The 22,823-nt window shown below is 67.8% G+C and carries 21 protein-coding genes; 12 read left to right on the forward strand and 9 right to left on the reverse strand.

The genetic code is table 11. The features are described from left to right. The first annotated feature begins 136 nt into the window (after positions 1-136). On the forward strand, positions 137-778 hold the full coding sequence (locus AC1PK7_RS03630) for a DUF6766 family protein (RefSeq protein ID WP_420008941.1): 642 nt from the start codon (positions 137-139) through the stop codon (positions 776-778). Between the two features lie 106 nt (positions 779-884). On the opposite strand, the gene AC1PK7_RS03635 is transcribed toward AC1PK7_RS03630, so the two are convergent. From AC1PK7_RS03635 to fabR, 5 genes are all read right to left on the reverse strand, one after another. After that, the gene (locus AC1PK7_RS03635; protein ID WP_371183874.1) at positions 885-1,787 is read right to left on the reverse strand and encodes a manganese catalase family protein; all 903 of its coding nucleotides are present in this window, start codon (positions 1,785-1,787) and stop codon (positions 885-887) included. A gap of 128 nt (positions 1,788-1,915) precedes the next feature. After that, positions 1,916-2,422 carry a YciE/YciF ferroxidase family protein gene (locus AC1PK7_RS03640; RefSeq protein ID WP_481099914.1) on the reverse strand — a complete coding sequence of 169 codons (507 nt, stop codon included), beginning with the start codon at positions 2,420-2,422 and terminating at the stop codon, positions 1,916-1,918. A gap of 77 nt (positions 2,423-2,499) precedes the next feature. Then, the gene (locus AC1PK7_RS03645) at positions 2,500-3,012 is read right to left on the reverse strand and encodes a ferritin-like domain-containing protein (protein WP_019795903.1); all 513 of its coding nucleotides are present in this window, start codon (positions 3,010-3,012) and stop codon (positions 2,500-2,502) included. 455 nt (positions 3,013-3,467) lie between these two features. After that, positions 3,468-4,334, reverse strand: a complete 867-nt coding sequence (locus tag AC1PK7_RS03650) for an SDR family oxidoreductase (RefSeq protein WP_481099915.1) — start codon at positions 4,332-4,334, stop codon at positions 3,468-3,470. Positions 4,335-4,482: 148 nt separating this feature from the next. Then, on the reverse strand, positions 4,483-5,127 hold the full coding sequence (fabR, locus tag AC1PK7_RS03655; protein WP_017912841.1) for an HTH-type transcriptional repressor FabR: 645 nt from the start codon (positions 5,125-5,127) through the stop codon (positions 4,483-4,485). Between the two features lie 94 nt (positions 5,128-5,221). Here fabR and AC1PK7_RS03660 point away from each other — a divergent pair, with 94 nt between their 5' ends. The 3 genes from AC1PK7_RS03660 to AC1PK7_RS03670 all read left to right on the forward strand — a co-directional run bounded on the left by AC1PK7_RS03660 (position 5,222) and on the right by AC1PK7_RS03670 (position 8,034). Beyond that, the gene (locus AC1PK7_RS03660) at positions 5,222-6,298 is read left to right on the forward strand and encodes a ferredoxin reductase (protein ID WP_420008946.1); all 1,077 of its coding nucleotides are present in this window, start codon (positions 5,222-5,224) and stop codon (positions 6,296-6,298) included. A gap of 11 nt (positions 6,299-6,309) precedes the next feature. Next, positions 6,310-7,434 (forward strand): fatty acid desaturase family protein, encoded by a 1,125-nt coding sequence (locus AC1PK7_RS03665; protein WP_481099916.1) that lies wholly within the window; start codon positions 6,310-6,312, stop codon positions 7,432-7,434. A gap of 168 nt (positions 7,435-7,602) precedes the next feature. Further along, a complete protein-coding gene (locus tag AC1PK7_RS03670) occupies positions 7,603-8,034 on the forward strand; it encodes a low affinity iron permease family protein (RefSeq protein ID WP_481099917.1) in 432 nt (143 codons plus the stop codon). A gap of 80 nt (positions 8,035-8,114) precedes the next feature. Here the strand turns inward: AC1PK7_RS03670 and AC1PK7_RS03675 are convergent, their stop codons facing one another. Beyond that, the gene (locus AC1PK7_RS03675; protein ID WP_481099918.1) at positions 8,115-8,342 is read right to left on the reverse strand and encodes a hypothetical protein; all 228 of its coding nucleotides are present in this window, start codon (positions 8,340-8,342) and stop codon (positions 8,115-8,117) included. Between the two features lie 199 nt (positions 8,343-8,541). Between AC1PK7_RS03675 and AC1PK7_RS03680 the strand changes: the two genes are divergently transcribed. From AC1PK7_RS03680 to AC1PK7_RS03710, 7 genes are all read left to right on the forward strand, one after another. Further along, on the forward strand, positions 8,542-8,880 hold the full coding sequence (locus AC1PK7_RS03680) for a hypothetical protein (RefSeq protein ID WP_481099919.1): 339 nt from the start codon (positions 8,542-8,544) through the stop codon (positions 8,878-8,880). Between the two features lie 128 nt (positions 8,881-9,008). Beyond that, a complete protein-coding gene (gene poxB / locus AC1PK7_RS03685; protein ID WP_481100833.1) occupies positions 9,009-10,718 on the forward strand; it encodes a ubiquinone-dependent pyruvate dehydrogenase in 1,710 nt (569 codons plus the stop codon). A 118-nt stretch (positions 10,719-10,836) separates the two neighbouring features. Beyond that, positions 10,837-12,273, forward strand: coding sequence for a sensor histidine kinase (locus AC1PK7_RS03690; RefSeq protein ID WP_481099920.1), 1,437 nt, complete (start codon positions 10,837-10,839; stop codon positions 12,271-12,273). After that, on the forward strand, positions 12,258-13,595 hold the full coding sequence (locus AC1PK7_RS03695) for a sigma-54-dependent transcriptional regulator (protein WP_481099921.1): 1,338 nt from the start codon (positions 12,258-12,260) through the stop codon (positions 13,593-13,595). Before AC1PK7_RS03690 ends, AC1PK7_RS03695 begins: the two co-directional genes overlap by 16 nt. A gap of 284 nt (positions 13,596-13,879) precedes the next feature. Continuing rightward, on the forward strand, positions 13,880-14,677 hold the full coding sequence (locus AC1PK7_RS03700; RefSeq protein WP_481099922.1) for a hypothetical protein: 798 nt from the start codon (positions 13,880-13,882) through the stop codon (positions 14,675-14,677). A 99-nt stretch (positions 14,678-14,776) separates the two neighbouring features. Further along, positions 14,777-15,460 (forward strand): hypothetical protein, encoded by a 684-nt coding sequence (locus AC1PK7_RS03705; RefSeq protein ID WP_481099923.1) that lies wholly within the window; start codon positions 14,777-14,779, stop codon positions 15,458-15,460. 147 nt (positions 15,461-15,607) lie between these two features. Continuing rightward, the gene (locus AC1PK7_RS03710; protein WP_481099924.1) at positions 15,608-16,867 is read left to right on the forward strand and encodes an MFS transporter; all 1,260 of its coding nucleotides are present in this window, start codon (positions 15,608-15,610) and stop codon (positions 16,865-16,867) included. A 41-nt stretch (positions 16,868-16,908) separates the two neighbouring features. Here the strand turns inward: AC1PK7_RS03710 and AC1PK7_RS03715 are convergent, their stop codons facing one another. The 3 genes from AC1PK7_RS03715 to AC1PK7_RS03725 all read right to left on the reverse strand — a co-directional run bounded on the left by AC1PK7_RS03715 (position 16,909) and on the right by AC1PK7_RS03725 (position 20,332). Further along, positions 16,909-18,162, reverse strand: coding sequence for an AbiU2 domain-containing protein (locus AC1PK7_RS03715; protein WP_481099925.1), 1,254 nt, complete (start codon positions 18,160-18,162; stop codon positions 16,909-16,911). Beyond that, positions 18,159-18,488 (reverse strand): DUF5076 domain-containing protein, encoded by a 330-nt coding sequence (locus tag AC1PK7_RS03720; RefSeq protein ID WP_481099926.1) that lies wholly within the window; start codon positions 18,486-18,488, stop codon positions 18,159-18,161. The genes AC1PK7_RS03715 and AC1PK7_RS03720 overlap by 4 nt, the downstream gene beginning before the upstream one ends. An 860-nt stretch (positions 18,489-19,348) precedes the next feature. After that, positions 19,349-20,332: an NAD(P)-dependent oxidoreductase gene (locus AC1PK7_RS03725; protein WP_481099927.1), complete on the reverse strand. Its 984-nt coding sequence runs from the start codon at positions 20,330-20,332 to the stop codon at positions 19,349-19,351. Positions 20,333-20,658: 326 nt separating this feature from the next. On the opposite strand from AC1PK7_RS03725, the gene AC1PK7_RS03730 reads away from it, so the two are divergent. Next, positions 20,659-22,548 (forward strand): PEP/pyruvate-binding domain-containing protein, encoded by a 1,890-nt coding sequence (locus AC1PK7_RS03730; RefSeq protein WP_481099928.1) that lies wholly within the window; start codon positions 20,659-20,661, stop codon positions 22,546-22,548. Positions 22,549-22,823 lie beyond the last annotated feature (275 nt).

The raw sequence follows: 22,823 nt of genomic DNA on the forward strand, positions 1-22,823 counted from the left end.
CCGCTCCTACAAGTGATGGCACCGCCTGGCAGGAGAGGCGCGTCCGCTAGCTTCTTCATCCACTCTTTGCCCGTCGCTGCCTATGGTCGCAGCGACGGCGCGCCGGCATCGCGGCGCGTGGAGGAGAGCCGATTGCATGTTCTGGAAACGCAATAGCCTGTCGATCGTATTGCTGGCGCTGAGCCTGCTGTTCATGGCCGGCCAGGCGCTCAGTGGCCACCAGGCCTATAACGAGGAATTGCGCCAGCAGGGGCTGGCGGTCTTGCCGATGTGGGAGTACCTGCACAGCGGGCATTTCATCGGCGCGCTGTTCGAGAACTGGGAGAGCGAGTTCCTGCAGATGGGCATGTACGTGGTGCTGACGGTGAAGCTGCGCCAATGGGGCTCGGCCGAGTCGCGGCCTCTGGCGCCCGGCGAGGAAGACGACGCCGTCGCGCCCGGCCCGGTGCCGTGGCCGGTGCGCGCCGGCGGCATCTGGCTGGCGCTGTACGAGCGCTCGCTGGCGCTGGCCTTCGGCGCCCTGTTCCTGCTCAGCTTCGTCCTGCATGCGCTGGGCAGCTGGCGCCACGAGGTGGCCGAACAGGCGATGCAGCATCGGCCGCCGCCGTCCTTCTGGGAACACGTCAGCGGCGCGCAGTTCTGGTTCGAATCGATGCAGAACTGGCAGAGCGAGTTCCTGGCCGTGTTCGCGCTGGTGGTCCTGACCATCTGGCTGCGGCAGAAGGACTCCCCGCAATCCAAGCCGGTGCATGCGCCGCACCGGCAGACAGGCGACTGAGCGGGGGTGTGCCGCGAAAGGGGCGATCACCGCCCATGCCCAGACACACGAACGCCGCAATGCTTGCGCATCGCGGCGTTCGTGCGAGGGGACCCGCAATGGCGCGTTAGCGCGCCACGCTGCCCTTGGTCGAGCCGGCGCCGGGGCCGGCGCCCAGGTCGGCGCCCGTGGTCGGGTCGCTGTCCGGTTGCGACAGCGTACGCGCCGCCAGCGCCTGCAACGCGCTCTGTTCCAGTTCGCTCAGACCCACGCTGGGCATGCCGCTGCCGCCATCCACCGCCACCTGGCGATTGCGGTCGGCAATGGACTCCCACTGGCTGCCGCTGTTCCAGGGACCGTGCATGTCGCCATCGCCCTGCGACATGTCGTAGTAGCGATCGGTGAAGGACGGATCGCCCGGCAGCTTGCCCGGCGGGAAGTTCGGCTCGATGGAATACAGCGCCTTTTCGAAGGACTTCTGGTGCGCCACTTCGCGTGTCATCAGGAAGGTCAGCGCATCGACGATGCCGGGATCGTCGGTCACGTTGATCAGCCGCTCGTACACGATCTTGGCGCGCGCTTCGGCGGCGATATTGGAACGCAGGTCGGCGGTGGGTTCGCCGATGCTGTCCACGTACGCCGCGCTCCACGGCACGCCGCTGGAATTGACCAGGGCCGGACCGCCGCCATAGAGGATCTGCTGAGTCTGGCTGGTGTTGTTGTTGCGGGTGAGGTTGCGCATGTCCTCGGCTTCGGCCATGCCTTCGGACAGCACCGCCTTCGGCCCCTGGTTGAGCATGGCGATGATCGAACCGATGATTTCCAGGTGGCTCAGTTCCTCGGTGGCGATGTCGTACAGCAAATCCTTGCGGCCGGGGTCGACCTCGCCGATGGCCTGGGTGAAATAGCGCATGGCCGCAGCCAGTTCGCCCTGCGGGCCGCCGAATTGCTCCAGCATCAGCGAGGCCAGCGCCGGGTCGGGCTGCGCTACGCGCACCGTGTACATCAGCCGCTTGTTGTGCATGAACATGAAAAATCTCCTGGAGTGCCGCCCGAACGTCGCGACGACGCAGTGGCGCGGCCGCTGGCCGCGCGTGGGGGATAGGCGTCTGGGACGCCGCGGTCCGATTTCGCTTCAGCGGACCGCGGCGAGGGCGGTCAGGCCGCCTTGCGCTTGCGCGCTGCTTCTTCGTTGCCGCCCTGTTCGGCGAGCAGGGTCAGCTTCTCGTCGGTGGACTTCTCTTCATTGAGCGTTTCCAGCAGCAGGGTCAGCGCATCGTCCATGCCCAGTTGTTTGGCCATGGCGGCGAGCGTGCCGTAGGACGCGATCTCGTAATGCTCGACCTTCTGCGCACCGCCGATCAGCGCGGCATCGCGCACCGGGCCAGCCTCGATCGAGTCGATCACTTCCTTACCTTCTTCCACCAGGCCTTCCATGGCGGCGCACTTGATCCGCTTCAGGCGCAGGTTGCCTTTCTCGACGATCTGGTCGATGCGTTCGATCTGGCCCTGGGTTTCCTCCAGGTGCGCCTCGAACGCCGCGCGCAGCGCCGGGTTGGTGGAGGCGCGCGCCAGGCGCGGCAAGGCCTTGGTCAGCTGCTTCTCGGCGCTGTAGATGTCCGACAGCTCGTGGATGAACAATTCGTCGATGGTCTTGACGGCCATTGGGAGTCTCCGGTCGGTGATGGATGGTGGTGCTGCTGTGGGGGAATGCGCGCGCGTCGTGTCGTGTGCGACGGCGCTCAGTGCTTGGCGGTTTCGCCTTCGGTGCGCTCGCGCTTCAGGAACGCCAGGATCGTGGCTTCCTGATGTTCGATCAGCCATTCGGCCATGGCGATCTCCTGGTCGAGGATGGCGGCGCAGATGTCGGCGATCTCGGTCTGCCCGGCCTCCTTGGCGGCGATGACCAGGGAGCGGTAGCTGGCGATCTCCATGTGCTCGAAGGCATAGCTCACGCCCAGGCTCTTGGCGACTTCGTCGCTCATCATCGAGTTGCCGGCGGCGTGCACCGACGCCATCACACTGGCGACCGTGCCCTTGATCGTGGGGATCGAGCCATCGAGCATCTCGATGCAGCGCTTGACCTGTTCGGACTGATCGCGGGTTTCGTTGACATGCTGCTCGATGCGCGCCTTCAGCTGCGGGTAGTGCTCCAGGCGACCGGCGGTAGCGGTGAGCATGGTGTTGGCCTCCTGCTCCATCGCATAGGCGTCCTGCAGCCACTTCAACAAGCGTTCGGTGTTGCTTCGGGTCATGGATATCGCTCCAGATGGTGTGCGCGACGCACCTGCATCGCATCGCGCGTCCGTGTGTTTTCCCCTGTGCGATCAACCTAGACCCCTCGCCGTTAGAGCAGTTGCAGCGCAGGGTGAATGCCATGCGAGATGCGGCGTGAGGAGATGTACACGGTGGCGATACGCGTGATGCGCGGGTGCTGCGTGTCTTTCGCGGTCGCGCGCTCATAGGAGCGGCTTCAGCCGCGACAGGCCTTCATGGGAATGCCTGTCGCGGCTGAAGCCGCTCCTACGCGGGAGAGTGCAACGGAACTGTGGCCTGCTACCGAGACAGCAGCAGGCGCAATGCGTGTGTTTGCGTGAGGATCACAGCGACAGCATCAGGGGAAATCCTCTCGCGGCTGAAGCCGCTCCTGCAGCACCGCCAGTCCGCGGCGCTTTTCCCATTCCCGATTCCCCACTCCCGATTCCCAGCCTTACAGCGTCACCGCTCCGCCCGAAATCGTCAGCAGCGTGCCCGAGGTGTAGCTCGAGGTATCCGCGGCCAACAGCACATAGGCCGAGGCCAGTTCCGCCGGTTGCCCGGGGCGGCCGAACGGGGTCTGCTCGCCGAACGTGCGCACCGATTCCTCGTCCATGCCGGTGGGGATGAACGGGGTCCAGATCGGGCCCGGCAGCACCGCATTGACGCGGATCTTCTTCTCGGCGAGCAGGCCGGCCAGGCCGATGGTCAGGTTGGCCAGCGCGCCCTTGGTGGCCGAGTACGGCAGGATGTTGGGCGTGGGCTTCTTCGAATTGACCGAGGCGGTGTTGATGATCGATCCGCCCTCGGGCATGTGCGGCAGTGCCAGCCGCACCAGGTGGAACGGCGCGTGCACGTTGGTGGCGAAGGTCTTCTCCCACTCGTCGAGCGTGATCTCGTCGAAACTGTGGAAGTAGCGCTGGTAGGCGGCGTTGTTGACCAGCACGTCGATGCCGCCGAAGGCCTCGGCCACGGTCTTGATCAGGGTCTGGGCTTGCGTGCGGTCGCTGATGTCGCACGGATGCAGCAGCACGCGCACACCGGCGGCCTCGACCAGCTTGGCGATGCGCTCGGCATCGTCCTGTTCGTCGGGCAGATAGGCGATGGCGACGTCGGCACCTTCGCGCGCATAGGCGATCGCCACCGCCGCGCCGATGCCGCTGTCGCCGCCGGTGATCAGGGTGCGCTTGCCCTGCAGCAGGCCATGGCCGACGTAGCTGTCTTCGCCGTGATCCGGTTTCGGATCCATGGCCTGGGTCTTGCCGGGGAAAGATTGCTGCTGGGCCTTGAAGGGCGGCGACGGGTAATTGGGAACGGCCATGTGCGTACCTCGTTGGGGGAGTGTCCAACGAGGGTGAGCAGGCGTCGGTAAAGCCGGGGCCAAGGCCATGTGCGCGGCATGTCACGACGCCGGCCCATGCACGCGCCGGACAGCGCGCGGCGGCAGCGGGCGCTGCCGCACTGCGCACTCAGCCGGCGGCGAGCGTGCGCGCGCCGACGATGATCATGCGCAGCATCGCGGTGATCTGCCGGATCAGTTCAGGATCCTTCTCCGGCGGCAGGTCCATCGCGGTGGCGCCCATTGCGAACACCAGCCGGGTGATCGCCTTGGACACCAGCGCGGGCTCGTGCAGCGGCGCGCCTTCCAGCGCGGCCAGGCGGATCAGGTCCACGCGCAGTTCGTCCTCGAAATAGTTCAGCTCGCGATCGACCGCGTGCTTGAACGCGTCCGAACCGACCGTGCCCTCGCGTAACAGGACGTGCAGCAGCTTGTCGTCGGCGCGCAACTGTTCCATGAAAGTCTCCACGGAACTGAGGATGATGCTGCGGCGGTTGCCGGCGGCGCGCTGCCGCGCCTGGCCGATGATGGTGCGCAGCGAGCTGCCGGCCAGGTCGATCAGCGCCACCGCCAGTTCGTCCATGTCGCGGAACTGGCGGTAGAAGCTGTTGGGGGCGATGCCGGCCTCGCGGGTGACCTCGCGCAGGCTCAGCGTGGACACGCTGCGGTGCGGCCCGATCAGTTTGAGTGCGGCGGCCAGCAGGTCTTCGCGCGAGATGGCGCCCTTGCGGGCGTTCGGCGTGTCCGCGGACGGGGGAGGGGAGAGCGTCGTCATGGGCAGACCGGGCCAGGCAATGCGGGATGATAGCGTCTTCAATGGATGCACAAGTGTATAGACATCTGTCTCTGCGCCTGTATAGTGGACACCCATGAACGCTGCCCGCCGTCCCGCCAAACTCCGCCCTGCCGCCCGCGCCCTGCGCGCCTGGGTCAAGCCGGACGTGTTCGATTTCTGGTCCACCCGCCTGCATCCGCTGTGGACCTGGCAGCGCCCGCGCGCCCGGCTGGTGCAGCGCGAGGCGGCCAGCAGCGACTCGGTGACCCTGGTGCTGCAGCCCAACCGCCATTGGCGCGGCCTGCGTGCCGGCCAGCACGTGGAGCTGGGCGTGGAGATCGACGGCCGCCGGCTGCTGCGCAGCTACAGCCCCACGCCGTTGCCGGGCGGGCGCCTGGCGATCACGGTCAAGACCGTCGACGGCGGCCGGGTCAGCCAGTACCTGGCCGGCGCGGCGCGCATCGGCGAGGTGTTCGAGCTCGGCCAGGCCTATGGCGAGATGGTGCTGCCGACCGCGCCGCACGGCCGCTGGCTGCTGCTGGCCGCCGGCAGCGGCATCACCCCGATGCGTGCGCTGCTGCGGCAACTGGCCGATGCCGGCATGCCGGCCGACGTCGACCTGCTGTACTGGGCGCGGCGCCACGACCAGGTCTGCTTCCGCGAGGAACTGCAGGCGCTAGCTGCCGCACATCCGCGTTTCCGCCTGCATTTGGCCATCACCGGCGAGGGCGAAACGCCGGCGCCGCGCGTGGACACGCTGCCGCTCGACGCCCTGGGCGGCCTGGAGCAGGCGCAGGTGCTGGCCTGTGGCCCGGGCGGCTTCGTGCAGGCTGCGCGCGCGCGCCTGCAGCATCAGGTGGCGCGCTTCCAGGCCGAGGCGTTCAGCCCGCCGCCGGCGCCTGCCGATGTCGAACAGGGCACCGTGGCGGTGACCCTGGCGCGCAGCGGCCGCGTGCTGCAGCTGCCGCGCGGCCAGTCGCTGCTCACCGCGCTGGAAGCCGAAGGCCTGCGTCCCAAGCACGGCTGCCGCATGGGCATCTGCAACAGCTGCGCCTGCGGCAAGCAGGCCGGCATCACCCGTGATCTGCTCAGCGGCGCGCACGCCGCCGAACCCGGTTCGCTGAAGCTGTGCGTCAACAGCGCCAGCAGCGACCTGACCCTGGACCTCTGAAGGACTTCCTCATGGCGGCTCCCCGCAACCGCGCACTGACTCCGGCCGAACTGCAGGCCTTCGGCGACGAACTCGATGCACTGCGCGCCCGCACGCTCACCGAGCTGGGCGCGCGCGACGCGCGCTACATCCGTCGCATCGTGGCCGCCGTGCGCTATACCGGCGTGGCCGGCCGCGCGCTGCTGTTCCTCGGCGCGTTCGTGCACAGCGTGCTGGTGCCGGCGTGGATCGCCGGCGTGCTGCTGCTGACCCTGTCCAAGATCCTGGAGAACATGGAGCTGGGCCACAACGTGATGCATGGCCAGTACGACTGGATGGGCGATGCGCACCTGAACGGCAACACCTACGAGTGGGACATCGTCGCCACCGGCGACAACTGGCGCAAGACGCACAACTTCAAGCACCACACCTACACCAACGTGCGCGGCATGGACGACGACATCGGCTATGGCCTGCTGCGCATCTTCCCCGAGCAGCGCTGGCGCCCGTTCTACCTGGCGCAGCCGTTCATCGCGGTGGTGTTCGCGCTGCTGTTCGAATGGGGCGTGGCGATTCAGGACCTGCGCCTGGGCCGCTGGCTGGCCGGCAAGATGAAGCGCGGCGAATTGAAGCGGACGTTCCTGCCGGTCGGGCGCAAGATGGGCCGGCAGATCTTCAAGGACTACATCCTGTTTCCGGCGCTGGCCGGCCCGTTCTTCCTGCCGGTGCTGCTGGGCAACCTGGCCGCCAACGTGCTGCGCAGCATCTGGACCTTCGTGATCATCTTCTGCGGCCACTTCACCGCCGACGCCGAGACCTTCCCCAAGGAGTCGATCAAGAACGAGTCGCGCGGCCATTGGTACCTGCGGCAACTGCGTGGTTCCTCCAACCTGGCCGGCGGCAAGCTGCTGAACGTGCTGTCGGGCAACCTCAGCCACCAGATCGAGCACCATTTCTTCCCGGATATCCCGGCCAACCGCTACGCGGCGCTGGCGGTGCAGGTGCGCGAGATCTGCGCGCGCTACGGCCAGCACTACAACACCGGTTCGCTGCCCAAGCAGTTCGGCCAGGTGGTGTGGAGGATCCTGCGCCACGCCTTCCCGAGCCGGCCACGCCCGGTGCGCGCGCTGCAGGCGGCGACGCAACAGGCCGGCTGAGCGCCGCGCCAGGGACAGCAAGAAAGGCGGGGGCGACCCCGCCTTTTTCGTTGGCTCGGCACTGGCGCGGTGTGCACGTCTCGCTCACGGCGCGCTTCAGATCATCCTGGGCGCCTGCACATGCCGGGCACGGCGTTGCAGGCATCTCCCGTTGCGCGAGGGCCTGCGATGAAACCTGCCAAGCTGTTCAATGTCGTCGCCAAGAAGGCGTCCTATGCGGCCGGCACGCCATGGACGTTCTGCATTGCCGTGGCGATCGTGCTGATCTGGGGCATCAGCGGGCCGGTGTTCGGCTTCAACGACACCTGGCAACTGGTCATCAACACCGGCACCACCATCATCACCTTCCTGATGGTGTTCCTGATCCAGCACACCCAGAACGCCGACACCGCGGCGATACAGATCAAGCTCGACGAACTGATCCGGGTCAGTGCCAAGGCCAACAACGAACTGCTGGATCTGGAAGAACTGGACGAGAAGCGGCTGGAAGAGATCCGCAAGCAATACGAGGAACTGGCGCGCAAGGCCGGGGAGGAACTGCGTGCGCGCAATTCTCGCCACGGCGATGGCCGCGAGACCCACGATCGCCCCAAAGGTTGAGCTGACGTCCACGTCCCTGCGAACGGCGGAAGCAGCGTGTCGGCGGTGAGCGCGTGACACGCCGCTGTGCGTTGCGGGGATCAGGCCGGCACGGCGCCGCCCGGATCGTTCGGGGCCGCAGTCGCCGAGGCACGCTCGGCGCCCTGCAGAGTGTCGCCGTGCGGCGGCGTGGCCCGGCCGTCATCCAGTTCGGCTGGTGGCATGGGCGAGGCCGTGTCGGCCACGGTGGTGTGGGCGTTGCGGCGATAGGCGCGGATGGCGGCATAGGCCGTGCCGGCCAGCGCAAGTTTCCAGAGTAGACCGGACATCGCAGGACTCCAATGCGGAAGGAACGGCCAGCGTCGGTCAGCGCGGGTGGCGCAGACGTGCAGGTCGCGTGCGTGCGGCGTGGTCGCGCCGGTCGGCATCCTGGCTGTTGCTCGCGCGGCCTTCATCGCAGTTTGCATGCCGGCTAACGTACGCCGGCCTAGCGTAAGCCGCTCACACGCTTCTGCAGGAGACGTCGTCATGGCCCAGCGCAACGCACCTCCCACCGGCACGCACGATGTCCGCCAGGCTGCCTACCGCGGCACGCAAGGCGATGTGTCGTCCGACAGCGGCGTGCCGCGCGGTCGCGACCGCGATGTGCCGTCGCAGCCCATGCCATCGCCGCACGCACGGACACCGCAGGACCACGGCGAGGACCGCAGCGGGCGCAGCCAGCCCAACCTCGGCCAGGCCGGCACCTACGGCGCCACCGGCGAGCATGCCGGCGGCGCACACGGCAAGGCGGCCACGCCCGGCGGCTATCACGAGGACGATGGCGATGCGGCGCGCGAAGCTCCCACTGCACGCGGCGAAGACTAGCCGCACCGTGCGCTGAACACGCGTTCTGCAGGCGCGGGCGTGTGCTGGCTGCGCCACGCGTCGGTAACGCGCGCGGTGCGACCATGCCGCTCCCCACCCGGAGATAAGCGCGTATGTCCAAGCAGACCATGGCCCGCCTGCTCGCCGAAACCCTGCACAGCGCGGGCGTGGAGCGGATCTGGGGCGTCACCGGCGACAGCCTCAACGGCCTGACCGACGCGCTGCGGCAGATGGACAGCATCGAGTGGATGCACGTGCGCCACGAGGAAGTGGCCGCCTTCGCCGCCGGCGCCGAAGCCGCAGTCAGCGGCAAGCTGGCGGTGTGCGCCGGCAGCTGCGGCCCCGGCAACCTGCACCTGATCAACGGCCTGTTCGATTGCCACCGCAGCCATCAGCCGGTGCTGGCCATCGCCGCGCACATCCCGTCCTCGGAAATCGGCCTGAGCTATTTCCAGGAGACGCATCCGCAGGAACTGTTCCGCGAGTGCAGCCATTACGTCGAACTGGTGACCAACCCGGCGCAGATGCCGGAAGTGCTGCAGCGGGCGATGCGCACGGCGATCCTGCGCCGCGGCGTGGCGGTAGTGGTGATTCCCGGCGACGTGGCCCTGCAGGAGATGCCCAAGGGCACGCCGACGACCTGGCCTGCGCTGGCCACCCCGCGCATCCTGCCGGCCGAGGCCGACGTGGCGAAGCTGGCCGATCTGCTGCAGGCGAGCAAGGCCACCACCTTGCTGTGCGGCAGCGGCTGCGCCGGCGCGCACGACGAGGTGGTGGCGCTGGCCGACGCGCTCGGCGCACCGATCGTGCACGCGCTGCGCGGCAAGGAACATGTGGAGTGGGACAACCCGTTCGACGTTGGCATGACCGGCCTGATCGGCTTCAGTTCCGGCTACCAGGCCATGCTCAACTGCGACACGCTGCTGATGCTCGGCACCGATTTCCCGTACCGGCAGTTCTATCCCAAGGACGCCACCATCGTGCAGGTCGATAACGACCCGGCCGCGCTGGGGCGGCGCACGCCGCTGCAACTGGGCATCGCCGCCGACGTGCGCGAGACCATCGCCGCGCTGCTGCCGCGCCTGCAGCGTCGCGAGGACCGCGGCTTCCTAGAGAAGTCGCTGGCTCACTACCGCAAGGCGCGCGAAGGGCTCGACGATCTGGCGGTGGCCTCGGCGCCCGGCGAGCCGCTGCATCCGCAGTTCGTCACCCGCATGGTCGATGCGCTGGCCGACGCCGATGCCATCTTCACCTGCGACGTCGGCACGCCGACGGTGTGGGCGGCGCGCTATCTGACCATGAACGGGCAGCGCCGCCTGCTCGGCTCGTTCAACCACGGCTCCATGGCCAATGCGATGCCGCAGGCATTGGGCGCACAGGCGCAGTTCCCGCGCCGGCAGGTGATCTCGCTGTCCGGCGATGGTGGTTTCACCATGCTGATGGGCGATTTCATCACCCTGGCGCAGCTCGGCCTGCCGGTGAAGGTGGTGGTCTACAACAACGGCTCGCTGGGCTTCGTCGCGATGGAAATGAAGTCGGCCGGCTACCTGGACACCGGCACCGACCTGAGCAATCCGGACTTCGCCGCGATGAGCAACGCGATGGGCATCCTGGGCCTGCGCGTGGACGAATCGGCGCAACTGGAACCGGCGCTGCGCGAAGCGTTCGCGCATCCCGGCCCGGCGCTGGTGGACGTGCGCGTGGCCAGCCAGGAGCTGGCGATCCCGCCGGCGATCAAGCTGGAACAGGCCAAGGGCATGGGCCTGTATCTGCTGCGCGCAGTGATGAGCGGACGCGGCGACGAGGTGCTGGAGTTGGTCAAGACCAACCTGCGCTGAGCGCGGCCCACACCGCGGCCCGCGGCGGTCGTTCGCCACGTCGGGTCGCGGGACCGCGACGACCCGGCTACGATCGCCGCGGTTCGCCCCGCCTCTTCCGTTGCGCCCAAGGTAGGCCATGCCCCGTTCGCTGCTGCGGCAACTGCTGTTGATCTGGATCGTCATCGTCGCCGCCTGCGTCGGCATGGCGGTGGTGCTGGTCGGGCTGTACCGGCACAGCGAGGGCGTGCGCGCGGAACGTGCGCAGACCGGGTTGCGCGAGGTGTGCACGCGCATGGTGCAGCGCTACAACGGCGCCAGCGCCGCCGCCCACGGCAGCGACGGCACCGGCCTGGCGGCGGTGGTGTCGCAGTTGGTGCTGGCCGATGCCGCCGGTGTGGAAGGCGGCTTCTGGGACCACCAGCGTGGCTTCCTCGCGTACGCCTACCCGACCTACGACGGAACCGAGCACAAGACCGACGTGCCCTCGGCCGAGCGCAACGTCATCGTCGCCACCGTGCAGCGCGGGGTGGAGGCGCAACACACGGTCGACTACCGCCGCGACGGGCAACGCGAGAGCCTGCTGATCGCGGCCTGCCCGCTGGACCGCAACGCCGCGGCCTGGGCCATGAGCCGCGTGGCTTCCAGCGACGCCGCGGCCAGCCTGCCGCTGGCGCTGGGGATGGCGCTGATCCTGGCGCTGGTGGTGGTGTCGGCGCTGGCGCTGGGCTGGGTGGTACGGCGCTGGAGCCAGCGCCTGCAGGGCATCCAGCAGGCCCTGGCGACGCCGGCCGATGTGCCGCAGATCCCCAAGACCGGCGCGCCGGAACTGGACCGGCTCGGCGCCGCGGTCACCGACTACGCGCAGCGCAACGCGCAGGCGCTGGCCGAGACCCGCCGGCTCGGCGAGGAACTGTCGCGGCACGAGCGCTTGGCCGCGCTGGGGCGCATGACCGCGACCGTGGCGCACGAAATCCGCAACCCGATCGCGACCCTGCGCCTGGCGCTGGAGAACCAGATCGCCGCGCACGCGCACGGTGCCGACGATGCCCAGGCGCAGTTGATGCTGGCGCAGATCCAGCGCCTGGACGGCGTGGTGGAAAGCCTGCTCGGCATGGTCCAGCCGATCCGCCTGCACCGGCAGACGGTGGCGCTGCAACCGTGGCTGCAGGCGCTGCTGGACCCGGCCGACTGGGATGGGCAGACGCCGCCGATCGCGCTGCGCCTGCAGGCGGCACCGGAGCAGTGGATGCTGGATCCGCAGCAGGCCGCGCGCGCCCTGCACAACCTGCTGCGCAACGCCCTGCAGCACGCCGCGCCCGGCACCGAGGTGATCCTGGCCGCCCAGGCCGAGGACGATCTGCTGCAGTTGCGCGTGCGCAACCAGGGCGAGCCGGTGCCGGCGCCGGTGGCCGCGCACCTGTTCGAACCGTTCGCCAGCGGCCGCAGCGACGGCAACGGCCTGGGCCTGGCGCTGGTGCGCGAGATCGCCCGCGCCCATGGCGGCGAGGCGCACTACGCGCACTGCGACGGCATCACCGAGTTCAGCCTGGAGCTGCCATGGCGCGCATCCTGATCATCGACGACGACCTGGCGTTCCTCAGCACCCTGCAAGCGACGCTGCGCTCGTTCGGCCACGACGTCGTGGCAGTGGCCGATCCGCGCGAGGGCCTGGCGCGGCTGCGCGAGGGCGGCCTCGACCTTGCCTTCGTCGATTTCCGCATGCCCGGCATGGACGGCATCGCGCTGATGCGCGCGCGCCAGGACGACGCGCAGGCCATGCGCGTGCCGCTGGTGATGCTCACCGCGCATGCGTCCAGCGGCAATACCATCGAGGCGATGAAGCTCGGCGCCTTCGATCACCTGGTCAAGCCGGTGGGCCGCGCCGATATCGCCGAGGTGGTGGAGCGCGCATTGCGAAGCCGCGGCGACGACATGCCGGATGCCGCACCGGCGATGCCGGCGGAGGAGGACGACGCGCTGCTCGGTCACAGCGCGGCGATGCGCACCGTGCACAAGCGCATCGGCCTGGCCGCCGCCTCCGACCTGCCGGTGCTGATCACCGGCGAGACCGGCACCGGCAAGGAACTGGCGGCGCGCGCGCTGCACCGCGCCAGCGCCCGCGCCGCGCAACCGTTCGTGGCGATCAATTGCGCGGCCATCCCCGCCGAACTGATGGAGAGCGAACTGTTCGGCTACCGCAAGGGCGCGTTCTCCGGCGCGGTGAGCGACCGCAACGGCCTGATCCGCGACGCCGACGGCGGCACCCTGTTCCTCGACGAGATCGGCGACATGCCCTTGCCGATGCAGGCCAAGCTGCTGCGCTTCCTGCAGGAAGGCGAGGTGTCGCCGCTGGGCGGGCGCGGCGCGCAGAAAGTGGACGTGCGGGTGATCGCCGCCACCCACCGCGACCTGCTGCAGGCGGTGGACGCCGGGCGCTTCCGCAGCGACCTGCGCTACCGGCTCAACGTGGTGCCGATCGAACTGCCGCCGCTGCGCGAGCGCGGCGACGACATCCTGCTGCTCGCCCAGCACTTCCTCGCCGCCGGCGCCAGCGCCCCGCAGACCCTGTCGCCTTCGGCACAGGCGCGCCTGCGCGCCTATCCCTGGCCGGGCAACGTGCGCGAACTGCGCAACGCCATGCAGCGCTGCCAGGTGCTGGTGCGCACGCCGGTGGTGGAGGCGCACGATCTGGATGAGCTGCTGGCCCAGCCCGCCGAGACGCCCACGACGCTGGACACCGAGGCGCTGACCCTGCCGCAGGCGATCGCGCAACTGGAACGGCAGATGATCCAGACCGCGCTGACCCAGGCCCACGGCAACCGCGCCGAGGCCGCGCGCCGGCTCGGCATCCATCGCCAGTTGCTGTACCGCAAGCTCGACGAGTATGGGTTGTAGCGGCGCGCTTTGCGCGCCGCCGGGATTGGGGATTGGGGATTCGGGATTCGTAAAAGCGCCAGACATCATGTGGCGACACTCGCTTTGACCAATCCCCAATCCCGAATCCCCAATCCCGTTCCATCCACACCTGTCCGCAAAGCGGACAGGTGTGGATGGAACGGAGACACCACCGATGCCGTGTCAGCAAAAGATTCATCTAAAAATCAATGACTTAAAAGTTGGCATGGCCTCTGCATTATCCCTCCTGCGAGCGGCGCCCCTGCCGCTCAGGAGGAACTCCCATGATCCGTCGTAGCGCACTCGCTCTGTCCCTGGTGCTGGCCACCGCCGCTGCCGCTGCCACCGCGCAGGTGCCGGCGCCCCCCGCACCTCCCGCTCCGCCGGCGCCCGGCAGCGTTCCGGCTCCGCCGCCGCCGCCCGCGGCGTCCGTCGCCGCCACGCCGGTGCGCGTGGACGGCACCGTCGAGCGGTTCATCCTCAACCCCAATGGCGACGTCGATGGCCTGTGGCTGATGGACGGCACCCAGGTCAGCTTCCCGCCGCACCTGTCGGCCGACCTGCAGGCCGCGGTGCGCCGCGGCGATGCGGTGTCGGTGCAGGGATATCGCCTGGGCAGCCTGCCGCTCCTGCAGGCCAGCAGCATCACCGCACGTCGCAGCGGCAAGCAGGTGGTCGACCGTCCGCCGAACCCGATGACGCCGCCGCCGGCCCCTCCGGCGCCGCCGTCCCTGACCCCGCTGCAGGCCGATGGCCGCATCGAGCGTCTGGTCTACGGCCCGCGCGGCGACACCGCCGGCGTGCTGCTCAGCGACGGCACCGTGGTGCGCATGCCGCCGCCGGCCGCCCAGCAGTACAGCGAACTGCTGCGGCCCGGCGCGCGCCTGAGCGTCAACGGCTTCGGCGTGCTGACCCAGGTCGGCCGCTCGGTGGAGGCCACCCAGGTCGGCCGCGATCGCAATTCGCTGCAGGCAGTGTTCGCGCCGCCGGCCCCGCCTGCGCCGCCGGCCGCCCCGCCGCCGCCGGCCCAGCCGGGCGCACCGGGTGCGCCGGCCACCCCGCCGCCGCCGGCTCCGCGTTGATCCGGGCGCTGCTGCAAAGCGCCTGACCCCTGCGCCCGCCGTTCGCGGCGGGCGCCGCCGGCCCCCGCCGGCATCCCCCTTGTTCGTCTGGAGAATGCAATGCATTGGGTCGATCCCGATTCCCTGCCGGAAACCCGTGGCACGCTCGCGCGCTTCCTGCTCAACCCCAAGGCCGACGTCGACGGCCTGCTATTCGACGACGGCACCGAAGTGCACACCCCGCCGCACCTGTCGGCGCAACTGCTGAAGGCGCTGCGTCCGGGCGCCGGCCTCGGCGTGCGCGGACTCAAGCCGCGCGGCGCCGATGTGCTGGTGGCGCTGGCGGTGGATCCCGACGGCGCCGAGCGCATCGTCGACGAAGGCCCGCATGCCGCGCCGCATCAGCCCAAGCCCAAGCCGCCGGCCAAGCCCACGTCCGCGCAGGACGCGGTGCACCACACCGGCACCATCGCGCGGCTGCTGCACGGCCCGCACGGGCAGGTGCATGGCGCGCTGCTGGAGGACGGGCTGATCGTGCGCTTCCCGCCCCACGCGGTGCCGGAATCGGCGCGCTGGCTGGCCGCCGGCAAGTCGTTGGCGGCGAAGGGCGAACTGCTTGAGTCCGCGCATGGCCGGGTGCTGCATGCGCAGGCGCTGGGCGCCAGCGCGGCGACGCTGCAGCCGTTGCCGCCGAAACCGAAGCCGCCCAAGCCTCATCACAAGCCGTTGCAGGCGCATGCGGATGATGCTGCGCCGAAGCATGGGCCGAAGGCGAAACCGAAGCCCAAGCCGAAGTCCCACTAAGTGCCGCGTCGTCGCGGCGGTGCGCCCCCTGGCCACCGCCGCGGCTGTGTTCCCACCGCTCCTCCAGGACACCGTCATGCCGCCCGTCGCGCCTGCGCAGCACCACGTTTTCCTGTCCCTGTCGCCGCGCTCGTCGGCGGTGCGCGCATGAGCGGCGCCGGGAAGCGCCAGCGTCCCCGCGGCACGCGCGCGCTGGAAGCGCTCAACTTCACCATGGCCGACGTGCAGGACGGGCTCGGCCCGTTCCTGAGCGTGTTCCTGCAATCCAAGGGCTGGTCGCTGGGCGCGATCGGCTCGGTGATGACCGCCGGCGGCATCGTCGGCATGCTCGCCACCACGCCAGGCGGTGCGCTGGTCGATGCGACCAAGCGCAAGCGCAGCATCGTGGTGGTCGGCTGCAGCATGATCCTGCTGGCCTCGGCGCTGCTGTGGTGGTCGCCGACCCTGCCGGGCGTCATCGCCGCGCAGGTGATGACCGCGCTCGCCGCCGCCGCGCTGGGGCCGGCGCTGTCCGGCATCACCCTGGGCCTGGTGCGGCAGGCCGGCTTTGATCACCAGATCGCGCGCAATCAGGTCGGCAGCCACGCCGGTAACGTGGTGGCCGCGGCACTGGCCGGTGTGCTCGGCTGGAAATTCGGTTTCGGCGCGGTGTTCGTGCTGACCGGCTGCTTCGGCGTGCTGGCCATCGTCTCGGTGTTGATGATCCCGCGCGATGCGATCGATCACCGCGCCGCCCGCGGCATGGCCGAGTCAGAGGACGACAACGGCGCCCACGTCAGCGGCTGGTCGGTGCTGCTGACCTGCAAGCCGTTGCTGGTGCTGGCCGCGGCGCTGGCGCTGTTCCACCTCGGCAATGCGGCAATGCTGCCGCTGTACGGCATGGCCGTGGTGGCCGCGCACCAGGGCGACCCGAACGCGCTGACCGCCACCACCATCATCGTCGCCCAGGCCACCATGGTGCTGGCCTCGCTGTTGGCGATGCGGCTGATCCGCGTGCGCGGGCACTGGTGGGTGCTGCTGCTGACCTTCCTGGCGCTGCCGCTGCGCGGGCTGATCGCCGCCAGCTTCATCCACACCTGGGGCGTGTTCCCGGTGCAGATCCTCGACGGCGTCGGCGCGGGCCTGCAGAGCGTGGCGGTGCCGGCGCTGGTGGCGCACCTGCTGCAGGGCACCGGCCGGGTCAACGTCGGGCAGGGCGCGGTGATGACGATGCAGGGCGTCGGCGCGGCGCTGAGCCCGGCACTGGGCGGCTGGATCGCACAGGGATTCGGCTATCGCGCCGCGTTCCTGCTGCTGGGCGGCATCTCGCTGCTGTCGCTGGCGTTGTGGGTGGGGATGCGCAAGCACCTGGTGACGGCGAAGCGCGACCGCGCAGCCGACGAACCGGTGCCGCCGCTGCCGGCCTAATCCCTAATCCACGTTGCGTGGCCTCGTCGACGACGCTGCGCTTACGCGATACCGGCAGCGGTAGCTGAATGCGCGATGCGCAGGATGGACCGCGCCGTGGCGAACGAGGTATCGATCGACCGGCAAGCAGAAGATCGCGGACTACTCGCGGGATCTGGAGAGAAGCCGGATCCTGCGCCGCGAGTTCCCCATGCGCTGCTGAGATCAGTGGCTAAAAGGCCGGCTTGATCTACTCCATGCTTTCCGATGCCTCGCGCCCTCGTTACGCCAGGTATGCCGTCGATCGCGAATGGCTGATCGCGAACTAGAGTAGGTGCGGATATTTCGATTGCCCGCTTAAGCTGTTCTATATGGTGGACGTGCGCGAGGACTGATTGTGTGTTTGTTCTGGGAGCGATGCCGCCACGATGAGGGCTGTCGATGGAGAAGATACGGTGCCTGCGCACTTCGGCAAGCGAGTGCCGCTCGCTAGCTGTGACGAACCAGTGTCGCTTGATCGACCTATCGATCCGTTGCGAGCGAACACTCGAACTAAGCAGCGCTGCGAAGCGGCTTCGGCTTGGACGAATTATTAGCGTGCACCCGTTTCGGCCAGCCAGAAGCCAGAAGAAGTTCGGGAGAGTTGGAAATCTAGTGCTTCCCAGGCAAAGCTCGCGTTTCGAACGAGAAGCCCGCATAGCTCCACTAGACGCTCCATTCTCCTGGCGGTCTCTCCAATCTGGTTCCACCTGATACCGAGTGAACTGATATCCACAGGCGCGTACTGGTCTGCAACCTGTCGGATCTCGGCTGTGAGCAGTGACCCTGTCGCGTACTTGGCGGAACGCACCAAGGACGGCGGACTGGTTCAGCTCTTCCCACCGTGATTCCAGTTCAACGTGGAGCTCATCGAATTGCTCCTTGCGCTGGGCCTGTTCGCTTAGGTTGATGCGATGCAATGCCTCCAGAATAAGAGGATCCGTTTCTGGCTCGGCCGGCGGTGGTGCCCAAACAGAGAAATTATTGCGAAGTTCTTTGCAAATGGCTCCATCTCGCAGTGTGCGCACGACGTTATAAATGCTTGGGGAACGTGCATCGGCGTCTTTGCATATTTTAGCAATGTCTTGAACGCAACTTAGGAACAGTGTGTGCCTCAGTGTGTTGAAGCCGCGTCCGGCGAAGCCCTGGCCGTGACGAGTCACCACATTTTGATCAAATAGCATGGGCTCTAGCAGTGCCACCTTTTCGCGAAGCAACAGGTAGCCGTCAAGAAGATGGGATGCGATGGCTTCTACCTTCGATGTGCGGGGAGTCATCTTTGCACGCTAATGCCTGATTTAACCATGCCGCGAAGCGGTATAGATTCGAACGAATAGTTACATGACCTGTTAGTCAGTATAGCCGTCAGAGATATTTTTTCGTAGGCCATGTTTTCTAGGAAACATAGCTTCATTTGAGCAAGGGTCGCCCGAGAATCCTGCTCATTACTCTTTGCCATGCTATTGGCGATGTGTTGTGCGGTGTCTGTCAATAGATTTCCTCGAAGTTCGTGCTCATCTACGTCATGGTCCTCGGCATCAGCCCACATGCTGAGGAGTAGAGAGGCATGCGCATAGTTATGCGCGAGCCGCACGCGAATCATCTCCGCCACTCCAGGGTCGCCACCGATTTCAAACGGTGTCTCCAGCGAGCAAATTGCCGTGCTTTCTCCAATTTCGCCTGATAATTTAAGTCAGCCGCGCAGCGAGGCGGCATCGGAATCGACGAATTGTAGGCGGCACCGGGCTCCGCTGGGTCATGGGCAACGATTCAAAAGGATAGCTCTGACCCGGGGCGACGTGGTCCCAGTCAGCCGGCTCTGAGCGTGCGGGAACAAGCAGTTATTTAATGCGAACGACGTGATATTTTGAGTAATTCGTGCCAACTCTTGGTCGAGAATTGCTTCAATGCTTACTATAAAGATTCGCATGAGGCCTAGCATCTAAGTCAGACCGAATTGCAGCGTGTAGGCGGACAACTTGTAAGCTCGTGCTGCCATGTGGCTGGCGTAGCGGTTCATTTCTGCTTGAACGATTGTTGGGTCGCGTGTCAGTTGGCGCGACAATATGTCTCCACCACGATCCTGTCAGCTGGGTCACGTGATGGTGCGTCCTGCATCTCGATGGCTATCGGGCCGTTGGCTTCTTGCGGCCATCTGTCGCGGGTCTTTGGGCCATAGATCAGCATAATGCCGGCAGGGGGGTCTCCAAGCAGGAAAGAATCTCTAGGCTTACCCATCGCCGCGGTCACCTGGGAAAGGGTCATTCCAGGCTTAACCTTACGACAGCGCTCCCGGGCCTGATCGCACCCGGTCAAGAGAAGCAGGAAGCCCAGCGCGGGAAGTAGTCGGTTCACGGATCTCTAGTGCTGCCTGACATGGGGAACGCCGAGCTGCCGCCGCGGTGTGCAGAGTCTGCGCCGTGCGACGGTCTTCGCCAAGTGCGCCAGCTACGCTGCCATGCCTCAATCCAATGCCACCCCAGGCACCACCTCGCAGGCGATCCCAGCGGCGGCCAACTGCGCCGCCAGCGCCGCGTGCGGCGGCTGCCGGAACGCATCGCCCGGCAGCAGGCTGACCACGCGCTGCCCGGCCTGCGCCTGTTCGATCAGCAGCGCCAGATGGGCGGCCGGATCGTCCGGCAGCGGCTGGCGGCTGGCATCGCGGCGCGCCAGGCTCAGCACCGCCGCGCTGACCTGCGCACCGCACAGCAACAGGTCGGCCTGGTTGAGCGCGCGCAGCGCCTTCAGGGTCAGCGCGCCGGGGTCGCCGCTGCCGGTGCCGACCAGCCACACGCTGCCTTGCCGAGGTGCCTCGTCGCTGCGATGCAGGCTGTCGGCGAAGGCTTGCTCGGCGGCATCGCATTGGCCGCTCTGCAGCAGCGTCTGCACCGGTCCCTCCAGTACCTGTTCGAACCAGCGCCGGCGCTGCGGCAGGTCCGGCAGACGCGCGCGGATTGCGGCGCGGTGGCGCGCGAACAACTGCGCCAGCTCGGCATAGGAATGGTCCAGTTCGGTTTCCCAGCGCTCGCGCAGGCGCCGCGCCAGCATCGGCGCCGCGCCGCTGGAGGAGATCGCGATCAGCAGCGGGTCGCGGTCGATGATCGCCGGCACCTGGAACGTCGACAGCGCGGCATCGTCGACCACGTTGACCCACTTGCGCCGCGCCCCGGCCTGTTCGGCCAATTGCCGGTTGAACGCGTCGTCGTCGGTGGCCGCCACCACCAGCCAGGCGGCGTCCAGCCACTGCGGGTTGAAGGCGCCATCGGCGCGCTGCAGGCGGCCCTGCGCCAGCCACTGCGCCACCGTGGGGTTGAGCGCATGCGCATAGACCAGCACGTCGGCGCCGGCGTGCAGCAGCGCCTCCATCTTGCGCATCGCCACCTCGCCGCCGCCCACCACCAGCACACGGCGCCCGGCCAGGTCGGCGAACAGGGGATACAGCGGCATGCGGACTCCTTTGGGGGCGAGATGCGCCAGGTCGCGAAGCAGTGCGTGCGGCAGGCCGCATTCGACTGCAACAACGCCCTGTCGGCCAACGATACCGAAGGACGGTCCGCTGGCAAACGAGCGCCGCTGCGCTTCTGCCGCCCTGCCAACGCTGATGCCGCCACCAAGCGCCTAGCCGCGCAGCCAAGGTGCAGACGCTGGCGTATGATCCGCGCTCGTCGCCCTCCCGAACCGGCATCATGGATCGAGCCCGTCCGCCGTTTGTCTGGCCCCACCTCTCGGTGTGGGTTCTCTTCATCGTGTCGCTGTGGTGCGCATCGTCCGCAATGGCGCAGACCGCGCGCAAGCCCTCGGCCTACGAGCAACGCGAAGGCGGCGACGCCGCGACGCAGCCGGCGACCGGACCCGATTCCCTGCCGCGCCTGGACAGCCGCGCGCAGTTCCTGCAGCTCGCGCGGGTCTACAACGCCGGCACCGCGCTGGAACTGCCGCATCTGCTGTTCGTGATCGACCGGCAGCAGGGCGGGCGTGTTTATTACCTCAACACCCCGCGTTTCGCGCTGCACGAGCAGTTCGTGCGCCAGCGCCTGGCGCCGCGCATAGGCAAGGCGGCGCTGAAGGCGCAGTACCGCGATCCGCAGCGGCGTTTCTTGTTCGGCACCCTGAGTTGGCAGCAGGATCTGCCGGGCTACACCTACGAGTTCTGGGAGGGCGACCTTCTCACCGCGCCCTTGTTGCAGCAGACCGACGCCGCCTTGCGCGCCTCGTTCTACGACACGCTGCGGTTCAAGACCAACTCCACGCTGCACGAACAGGTGGCCAAGTCAGCCGGGTTGGCCTTCGTGACCCAGGAGGCGCTGCTGCGCGAGCAGCGCTTCCTGCCGTTGAACACCGGCCATGCGGAGGGGCGGCTGCGCATCGTGCGCTCGGAGGCGCAGTTCCGTACGCTGTCGCCGCGCGACATCCCCGTCCTGGACGAGGTGCCGATCGCGTTGGCGCCGGTCGCCGGCCTGGTCACGCAGCGCCCGTCTACGCTGCTGTCGCACGTCAACCTGCTGGCCAAGGGCTGGGGCATTCCCAACGTGTACGTGCGCGATGCGCAGGCGGCGCTGCGCCAGTACGACGGCCGCTGGGTGCAACTGGACGTCACCCACAACGACTACCGGGTGACGCCGCTTGCAGGCCCGCCGGCAGCCATGTCATCCACGGCCCCGCGCGCGGCGTCACGCGCGCTGCCACGTCCGGACCTGAGCGTGGACGCGCTCAAACCGCTGGCGGCGCTGCGCGCCCGCGACAGCCGCGCCTGCGGGACCAAGGCGGCCAATCTCGGCACGTTGAAGGCGGTGTTGCCGCCCGCCGCGCGCGTGCCGGACGGCTTCTGCATCCCGTTCGCGTTCTATCAGTCGACGCTGCAACGCCTGCAGGTCGATCAGCGCCTGCGCGACCTGCAGCGCCGTCCGGGCTTCGCCACCGACGCCGACGTGCGCCGCGCCGCGCTGGCGACCCTGCGTGCCGAGATCGCCGACGCCGCGCCCGATCCCGCCTTCGTGCGTGCGCTGGAGGCGCAGTGGCGCGAACAACTGCATGGTGCCGGTGTGTTCGTGCGCAGCTCGTCCAACTCCGAGGATCTGCCCGGCTTCAGCGGCGCCGGCCTGTACACCACCGTGCCCAACGTCACCCGCGCCGATGCATTGGCCAAGGCGGTGCAGACGGTGTGGGCGTCGGTGTACAACTTCGAGGCCTACGAAGCGCGCGCCGCCGCTGGCCTGCCGCAGGACGCGGTGGCCATGGCGGTGCTGGTGCAGTTGGCTGCCCCGTCCGACAGCTCCGGGGTGATGATTACCCGTGACCCCTTCGATGCCGCACGCCGCCATGTCACCTACATTTCGGCCAAGCGCGGCCTCGGTATCCGCGTGGTCGAGGGCAAGCGCCAGGCCGAACAGGTGATGTATTCGAGCTGGTCCAAGGCGGTGCAGGTGCTGAGCCGTTCGGCCGAGGACACCCAGCTCGTGGCCAACGCCGCCGGTGGCGTGCGCGAGGTCCCCATCACCGGCACCCGCCAGGTGCTGACCGATGCGCTCATCGCGCGATTGGCCAGGGTCGGCGCGATGACAAAGCAGGCGCTGGGCGGCGCAGACCAGGACATCGAGTGGGCCGTGGTCGGCGACGAGGTGGTGATCCTGCAGTCGCGGCCGTATGTGGAGCGGGGTGGGTAGATTTCATCTTTAACCATTGTCCACTTTTTTGTGCAAAGTAGTATTTAACTATTTGACATGTGGGTTTGATTTGCCAGGTGCGTTTCGCATTGGAATAGCGGCCCGGATCATTACATCTCACCAGAAATCATGCGAATGGATGCTAGTTCGCTAATGAGCTAAATTTTCACAGTGCGTTTGACATTGATGATGGTTGCCTAAAGTATCCAGTGATATACCGGTAAATAGGAAGGCCAAAGGTAGATGCGAAATTCTTGAATCGGCATCAGTATAGG

This window comes from Xanthomonas sp. NCPPB 3174 (assembly GCF_056725205.1).